7 protein-coding genes and 1 pseudogene are annotated in these 7,364 nt (G+C 74.2%); 5 read left to right on the forward strand and 3 right to left on the reverse strand.

Going from position 1 to position 7,364, the window contains the following annotated elements; genetic code table 11:
• Together AB0O00_RS25020 and AB0O00_RS25025 are read left to right on the forward strand one after the other, a co-directional pair.
• A pseudogene (locus AB0O00_RS25020) lies at positions 1-1,966 on the forward strand (hypothetical protein); the annotation flags it as partial.
• 19 nt (positions 1,967-1,985) lie between these two features.
• The gene (locus AB0O00_RS25025; protein WP_363655294.1) at positions 1,986-2,750 is read left to right on the forward strand and encodes a metallophosphoesterase; all 765 of its coding nucleotides are present in this window, start codon (positions 1,986-1,988) and stop codon (positions 2,748-2,750) included.
• Here AB0O00_RS25025 and AB0O00_RS25030 read toward each other — a convergent pair.
• Positions 2,726-3,106, reverse strand: a complete 381-nt coding sequence (locus AB0O00_RS25030) for a hypothetical protein (protein WP_363655295.1) — start codon at positions 3,104-3,106, stop codon at positions 2,726-2,728. The genes AB0O00_RS25025 and AB0O00_RS25030 overlap by 25 nt on opposite strands.
• A gap of 211 nt (positions 3,107-3,317) precedes the next feature.
• On the reverse strand, positions 3,318-4,013 hold the full coding sequence (locus AB0O00_RS25035; protein WP_363655297.1) for an FCD domain-containing protein: 696 nt from the start codon (positions 4,011-4,013) through the stop codon (positions 3,318-3,320).
• Positions 4,014-4,198: 185 nt separating this feature from the next.
• On the opposite strand from AB0O00_RS25035, the gene AB0O00_RS25040 reads away from it, so the two are divergent.
• Both AB0O00_RS25040 and AB0O00_RS25045 read left to right on the forward strand, forming a co-directional pair.
• Positions 4,199-4,753 carry a gluconokinase gene (locus AB0O00_RS25040; RefSeq protein WP_363655299.1) on the forward strand — a complete coding sequence of 185 codons (555 nt, stop codon included), beginning with the start codon at positions 4,199-4,201 and terminating at the stop codon, positions 4,751-4,753.
• Between the two features lie 79 nt (positions 4,754-4,832).
• A complete protein-coding gene (locus tag AB0O00_RS25045; RefSeq protein ID WP_363655305.1) occupies positions 4,833-6,227 on the forward strand; it encodes a gluconate:H+ symporter in 1,395 nt (464 codons plus the stop codon).
• 63 nt (positions 6,228-6,290) lie between these two features.
• Here the strand turns inward: AB0O00_RS25045 and AB0O00_RS25050 are convergent, their stop codons facing one another.
• Positions 6,291-6,911, reverse strand: coding sequence for a TetR/AcrR family transcriptional regulator (locus tag AB0O00_RS25050; RefSeq protein ID WP_363655301.1), 621 nt, complete (start codon positions 6,909-6,911; stop codon positions 6,291-6,293).
• 73 nt (positions 6,912-6,984) lie between these two features.
• On the opposite strand from AB0O00_RS25050, the gene AB0O00_RS25055 reads away from it, so the two are divergent.
• Positions 6,985-7,364: amidohydrolase family protein (locus AB0O00_RS25055; RefSeq protein WP_363655303.1), on the forward strand; the 380-nt coding region annotated here is incomplete at its 3' end.

The raw sequence follows: 7,364 nt of genomic DNA on the forward strand, positions 1-7,364 counted from the left end.
CGCCTCCGCGCACGAGGAGCACCGCGAGGCCGCCCAGCGCGCCCGCCGCCGCGCCGACGCCCTCTCCGGCCTCGCCTTCCGCCTGCGCGAGCGCGCCAACTGGGCCCGCCGCCAGCGCGAACTCGCCGAGGACGCCGCCGAGTGCGACCGCCGCCAGACCCAGTGCGCCGAGCGCGCCCGCACCTGCGACGAGGACCGCCGCGCCGCCCAGCGCGCCGCCGACGACGCCCGCCGCACCGCCCGCGCCCTGCGCGCCGAGCGCGCCGAGATCCCCGCCGCCGAGCAGGCCGACGAGCCCGCCGACACCGCGCCCGCCGCGCTGCCCGCCCTGCGCGAGGGCTACCGCGCGGCCTCCCAGCTGTACGAGAAGGTCGGCGTCGGCGCCGACCTGCGCGCCGAGCAGGCCCGCGCCGAGGGCGACGAGGCCGCCGCCGCGGCCGAGCTCGACCGCCTCACCAACAAGGTCCGCACCCGCGCCGAGGAACTCCTCGGCAGCCCCGACGGCGCCGACGGCCCCGCCCGCCAGGCCGCCGCCGCACGCGCCGAGGAGCTCGTCGCCACCATCGAGGCCCGCTCCGCCGCCGCGAGCGAGCACCTCGGCCGCCTGCGCGGCGACGCCGAGCGCTCCGCCCCCGTCGACGGCGAGTCGCACACCGAACTGCCCGAGGACCTCGTCCCCACCGACCCCGAGCACGCCCAGACCCTCCTGCGCACCGCCACCAACCGGCTGGCCGAGCGCCGCGAGGCCCTGGACACCGCCCGCACCGCGCACGCCGACCTCCAGCGCACCTTCGACGTCGCCCAGGCCGCCGCCGGCGCGTTCGACGAGCTCGCCGGCCAGCTCCGCGACGGCCTGCGCGACAGCCAGGACGACGCGGACCACCCGGCCGAGCCGTACCTGGGCGCCCTCCCCGAGGCCCGCACCGCCGTCGCCGACGCCCGCCGTGCCCTGCGTACCGCCGTCGGCGAGCTGTCCTCCGCCGAACTCGCCGTCCGCGACGCCTCCGACGCGCTCGTCCGGCACGCCAACGCCGCCCGCTACGAGGCCGTGCGCACCCCCGCCCGCCAGCAGATCCGCGAACTGCCCGCCTCCGCGCTGCCCGAGCACGCCGCCGCGTGGGCCGCCGCGTTCGCCCCCCGGCTGCGCGTGCTCACCGACGAACTCGCCCAGCTGGAGCGCAACCGCGGCTCGATCGTCGACCGCCTGCGCGGCCTGGTCGAGTCCTCGCTCACCACGCTGCGCGCAGCCCAGCGGCTGTCCCGGCTGCCCGAGGGCCTGGGGGAGTGGTCCGGCCAGGAGTTCCTGCGGATCCGCTTCGAGGACCCGGACCACGCGACCCTCGTCGAGCGCCTCGGCGAGGTCATCGACGAGGCCACCCGCGCCGCCGTCAGGAAGAACAGCGACCTGCGCCGCGACGGCATGTCGCTGCTGCTGCGCGGGGTCGCCGCCGCGATCGGCCCGAAGGGCGTCAGCGTCGAGATCCTCAAGCCGGACGCGGTGCTGCGCGCCGAGCGCGTCGGCGTCGGCCAGATGTCCGACGTGTTCTCCGGCGGCCAGCTGCTCACCGCCGCCATCGCGCTCTACTGCACGATGGCCGCGCTGCGCGCCAACGACCGCGGCCAGTCCCAGCTGCGGCACGCCGGCACGCTGTTCCTCGACAACCCGATCGGCCGCGCCAACGCCACCTACCTGCTGGAGCTCCAGCGCGCGGTGGCCGACGCGCTCGGCGTCCAACTCATCTACACCACCGGCCTGTTCGACACCACGGCGCTCGCCGAGTTCCCGCTGGTGATCCGCCTGCGCAACGACGCCGACCTGCGGGCCGGCCTCAAGTACATCTCGGTGGAGGAGCACCTGCGCCCGGGCCTGCCCGCCCCGCAGGACCCGGACGGCCCGGCCATCCACGGCGAGATCACCGCCACCAGGATGTTCAAGCGCCCTGCGGAGGTTCCCGCGCAGTCCTGAACTGGCTAGCGTGGCCGTCATGCTGACTATCGCGCACCTCAGTGACATCCACCTCGGCCAGGACCACCGCCGGGACCGCGGCACGCGGGCCCGGCGGCGGGCCGAGCGGGTGATGGCCTACCTCGACGCCCTGCCCGGATCGCTGGACGCGGTGCTGGTGACGGGCGACCTCGCCGACCACGGCCTGCCCGCCGAGTACGAGCAGGTCGCCGAGGTGCTCAAGTCCCGGCACCGGGTGCTCATTTGCCCGGGCAACCACGACAGCCGGGCGCCCTACCGCGAGGTGCTGCTCGGCGAGGGCCCGGGGGAGAGCCCGATCAACCGGCTGCACCAACTCCCCGGCGCGGACGTCCTGATGCTCGACTCGTCGATCCCGGGCCGGCCCGACGGCCTGCTGGACGAGGAGACGCTCACCTGGCTGGACGCCGAACTGGCCGGCGGACGCACCGAGTTGCCCGCCCTGGTGGCCTTCCACCACCCGCCCGTCGAGCTGTCCGTACCGACCGTCGACGGCATCCGCCAGTTCGGCGAGGCCGGCCTCGCCCGCGTCCTGCGCCGCCACCCCCGCGTCGCCGCCCTGCTCTGCGGCCACTCCCACACCCCCGCCGCGACGACGTTCGCCGGGCTCCCGCTGCTCGTCGCCCCCGGCGTGGTCTCCACCGTCACCCTCCCCTGCGAGGGCGGCCCGGGCATCTCCCTCACCCACCCGCCGATGCTCGCCTTCCACGTCCTGGACGGCGACCGCCGGCTCACCACCCACTACCGCGTGGTGCCCGAGAACTGACCCCGGGACGGGCCCCGCGACTGGCCCCGGGACTCGCCCGGCCGCGGGAAGGGCCGGGCCGCGAGCGGCTCCTGGACCGCGGCCCGGCTCCCGGCCATCGGCGTCGCCGAGTTGGGCGCGCGCATCCGCTGCGCGGCGACCTGCCGCGAGACCAGGATCTCCAGCAGGCACCACATCGTGCCGAACACCCCGAGCCCCATCGCCATCAGCGCCGGCGTCATCAGCCAGCTGCCCGCGTACGAGGCCAGCGTGGCGACCACCACGCCCACCAGCGTGAACGCGAACGAGAGCACCGCGCGGACGGCGGCGGCGCGCACCTCGTCGGGCAGGCGGCGACGGCGGCGTGGCACGGACATCGGGTGACCCCCAGGCGCGAACTCGGCGGCGGGCACGGGACGGGCGCTCGCGTCGAGCGCCCCCGTGCGAACTCTGCCCCACACAAGCCGGACTATGCGTCCGAATCCACCGAACTGCCGCCAAATCGTGCGATCCGGCCCGATTCGTCTGCAGCCGGTCCGGTGGCCGCCCTCCTGGCCCGCCCCTGCGACCCGCGCTCGTGACCCGCCCTCAGCCCAACTGCTGGTTGAGCTCCTCCAGGGCACCCGTCACGATCGTCCGCATCGCCTGCTCGGCGTGCACGCCGTCCCCCGCGCAGATCGCCTCGGCCACCTCGCGGTGCAACCGGATCGCGTACGGCTCCGGCTGATGGGGCATCAGATGGTACTCGGTGCGGCCGGTGAGCACCGCCCCCACGGTGTCCCCGAGGTGGGCGAACATCTCGTTGCCGGAGGCCTTCAGGACGGTGGCGTGGAAGGCGATGTCGTGCTGGAGGAAGGTGGTGAGGTCGGCGGCCCGCGCCGACATCGTCAACTCGACGGCCAGGGAGCTCAGTTCGCGCCGGTCGTCATCGCTCGCATGGACGGCGGCGAGCGCGGCGGCGGCCGGCTCGACGGCGACCCGCAGCGAGCCGAGCGACCGCAGCTGCGCGGGACGGTCGGCGCCGGCCAGCCGCCAGCGGATCACCAGCGGGTCGAAGACGTCCCAGCCGGACTTCGGCTGCACCGTGATCCCGACCCGCCGCCGGGAGGCCACCATGCGCATCCCCTCGAGGATCCGCACCGCCTCCCGCACCACCGTCCGGGACACCCCGAACCGCTGCTCCAGCTCCTCGCTGCGCAACACCGCCCCCACGGGGATCTCCCCCGCCGCGATCGCCGGCCCGAGCTCGTCAAGCAGCCGCCCTGGCAGCCCCTGGATCTCCATCCGCCCAGCCTAGACGCCGCCTCCCTCCCCCGGTCGCCGCGCCCCCGCCGAACCCGCCCCACACCCACAACCCGCCCCTGCGACCCACCCCACATCCAAAAAGTATGACGATTTGGTTTCCGTCACTTGAATACGTCATATCTTTGGAGCGATAGTGGCGGTCAGGCAACGAAGGAGCACCACCCATGGCTCTCAGCGTCGAGAACCACGACCTCCCGCAGTCCCCTCCCACGATCGTGGTGATGGGCGTCTCCGGAGTCGGCAAGACCACCCTGGCCCGCCTCCTGGCAGACCGCCTCGGCCTCCCCTTCGCCGAGGCGGACGACTTCCACCCGGCGGCCAACATCGCAAAGATGTCGGCCGGCATCCCGCTGGACGACGAGGACCGCGCCCCCTGGCTGCGGGCCCTCGGCGGCTGGCTGGGGGAGCGGGCCGAGTCCGGCACCGGCGGTGTGGTCACGTGTTCGGCGCTGAAGCACCGCTACCGCGACATCCTGCGCGCGGCCTGCCCGGGCGCCTTCTTCCTGCACCTGAGCGGTGGCCACGAGCTGGTCGAGGACCGGCTCGCCCACCGCACCGGCCACTTCATGCCGCCGTCGCTGCTCGACTCCCAGTACGCCGCACTCGAACCCCTGGGCGCGGACGAGCGCGGTGCCGTCCTGGACGTCGGCCCGTCCCCCGAAGAACTCGTCGAGATGGCCGTGGCACTGCTGCGGCCGGTCAATGGAGACCTCACGTGAGCGAGCGAAGCGAGCGAACCATAAGAAGGCGCGCATGGGCGAATGCCCCTGCCGAGCGAAGCGAGGCGGGCGCATGAGCATGTCCCCCACCCTCCTCCTCGCGGCCGCCACCTCACCGGCCCTGCCGCACACCAACAGCGACTCCCAGCTGCTGGTCGCGGTGCTGCTGAGCATCGGTGCGATCGTCCTGCTGATCACCAAGCTCAAGCTGCACCCGTTCCTCGCCCTCACGCTCGGCTCCGGTCTGCTGGCCGCGGTCGCCGGGGCGCCGTTCGACAAGCTGCTGAGCAGCTTCTCGACGGGCTTCGGCGCGACCGTGGCGAGCGTCGGCCTGCTGATCGGCCTCGGCGCGATGCTCGGCAAGCTGCTCGCCGACTCGGGCGGCGCCAACATCATCGCGGATACCGTGCTGGCCCGTTCCGGCAGGAAGGCGCTGCCCTGGGCGATGGCGCTGATCGCGGCGGTGCTCGGCCTGCCGCTGTTCTTCGAGGTCGGCGTCGTGCTGCTGATCCCGATCGTGCTGCTGGTGGCGCGCCGCGGCAACGTGCCGCTGATGCGGATCGGCATCCCCGCCCTGGCCGGCCTGTCGGTGCTGCACGGCCTGGTGCCCCCGCACCCGGGCCCGCTGGTGGCCGTCGACGCGCTGAAGGCGGACCTCGGCATCACGCTGGCGCTCGGCCTGCTGATCGCGGTCCCGACGCTGATCGTCGCGGGCCCGCTGTTCGCCCGTGTGGCGGAGCGCTGGGTGGGCCCGCTGGAGATTCCGGTCGCGACCGCCCCGGACGAGAGCACCAGGCCCGAGCGCACGCCGTCGTTCGGCGCCGTCCTGGCGACCATCCTCCTGCCGGTCGGCCTGATGCTCGGCAAGGCGCTCGCGGACGTCGTGATCGACGACCCGAAGGCGCTCGCCCAGCGGGTGTTGGACTTCGTCGGTTCGCCGCTGATCGCACTGCTCGCCGCGACCCTGCTCGGCATGCTGACCCTCGGCCGGGCGGCGGGCTTCGACCGGGCCCGGATCTCCGACACCGTCGGCAAGTCGCTGGGACCGATCGCCGGCATCGTGTTCATCGTCGGCGCGGGCGGCGGCTTCAAGCAGACGCTGATCGACGTCGGTGTCGGCAACGCGGTCAGCGCGTGGTCCGGCAAGTGGCACATCTCGGCGCTGCTGCTGGGCTGGCTGATCGCCGTGCTGATCCGCCTGGCCACCGGCTCGGCGACGGTCGCCACCATCACCGCGGCCGGCATCGTCTCCCCGCTGGCCGCGAACCTGTCCTCGACCCACGCGGCGCTGCTGGTCCTCGCGATCGGCGCGGGCTCGCTGTTCCTGTCGCACGTGAACGACGCCGGATTCTGGCTGGTGAAGGAGTACTTCGGGATGAGCGTCGGCCAGACGCTGAAGTCCTGGTCGGTGATGGAGACGGTGATCTCGGTCGTCGCGATCGTTCTGATCCTGCCGCTGAGCCTGATCGTCTAGCAGCGCGCAGCAACCGCCGAGGGGCGGCACCCGTACCGAAACGGGTGCCGCCCCTCGGTGTTTTCAGCGCAGCACCCCCGTGAGGACCGCCGTCGTCGCCGTGAGCAGGTCCTCCGCCACCGGTCCGCCGCCCGCCGTCTTGGCCAGGAGGCCCTCCCGGGCCGCGAGCAGCACCTGGGCGGCCTGCCGGGCCTCGGCGCCTGGCGGGACGAGCCCGGGCAGCGCCCGTTCCAGGACCTGCGCCAGGGCGGTCGCCGCCACCCGGTCGTGCTCGGCGAGCTGCTCGGCCAGCGCGGGCGTGCGGGCGGCGAGCAGCCGGAACTCCAGGAACAGCAGGATCCAGCCGCTCTCCTCCGGCGCCACCCGCAGCAGCGCCCCGACCAGCAGCTCCGCCCGCTCCGGCGGTTCCAGTGCCGCGGCCGTCGCCGCCAGCCGTTCCAGCTCGCCGATCCGGCCGGCCGCCTGCTCGTCGAAGAGTGCCAGCAGCAGGTCCTCCTTGCCGGCGAAGTTCGAGTAGAACGCGCCGCGGGTGTAGCCGGCGGCGGCGCAGATGTCCTCGATGCTCGTCCGCGCGAAGCCGACGGAGAGGAACAGCTCGCGGGCCGCCGCCAGGAGCAGCGCGCGGGTGTGGACGCGGCGGCGCGGCGGCCGGGGAGCCACGGGTTCGACGGGGGACGAGTTCACAAGGAAACGATACATGGTGTATTCAGTACATGGCGTACTCAATACGAGCCGTACTGAAACCGGAGGGCCCGCCATGAGCCGACTGCTGATCACCAACGCCCGCCTGCTCCACCCCGAGGACGGCGTCCGCACCGACCCCGGCTGGCTGGAGGCCGCCGACGGCCGGATCGCCGCCACCGGCACCGGCCACCCGCCCGCCGCAGGCGACGACGTCCGGGTGATCGACGCGGCCGGCGGCACCGTCCTGCCGGGCCTCATCGACGCCCACGTGCACCTGCTCGTCACCACCCTCGACCTGCACGACGTCCCGAACTGGACCCCCGGCTACGCCACCGTCCGCGCCCTCGCCGAGGCCGAACGCATGCTGCGCCGCGGCTTCACCACCGTCCGCGACGTCGGCGGCGCCGACCACGGCATGACCCGCGCCCTCGCCGAGGGCCTCGCGCTCGGCCC

Origin of the sequence: Kitasatospora sp. NPDC093558 (assembly GCF_040683475.1) — a bacterium.
GTDB lineage: Bacteria > Actinomycetota > Actinomycetes > Streptomycetales > Streptomycetaceae > Kitasatospora.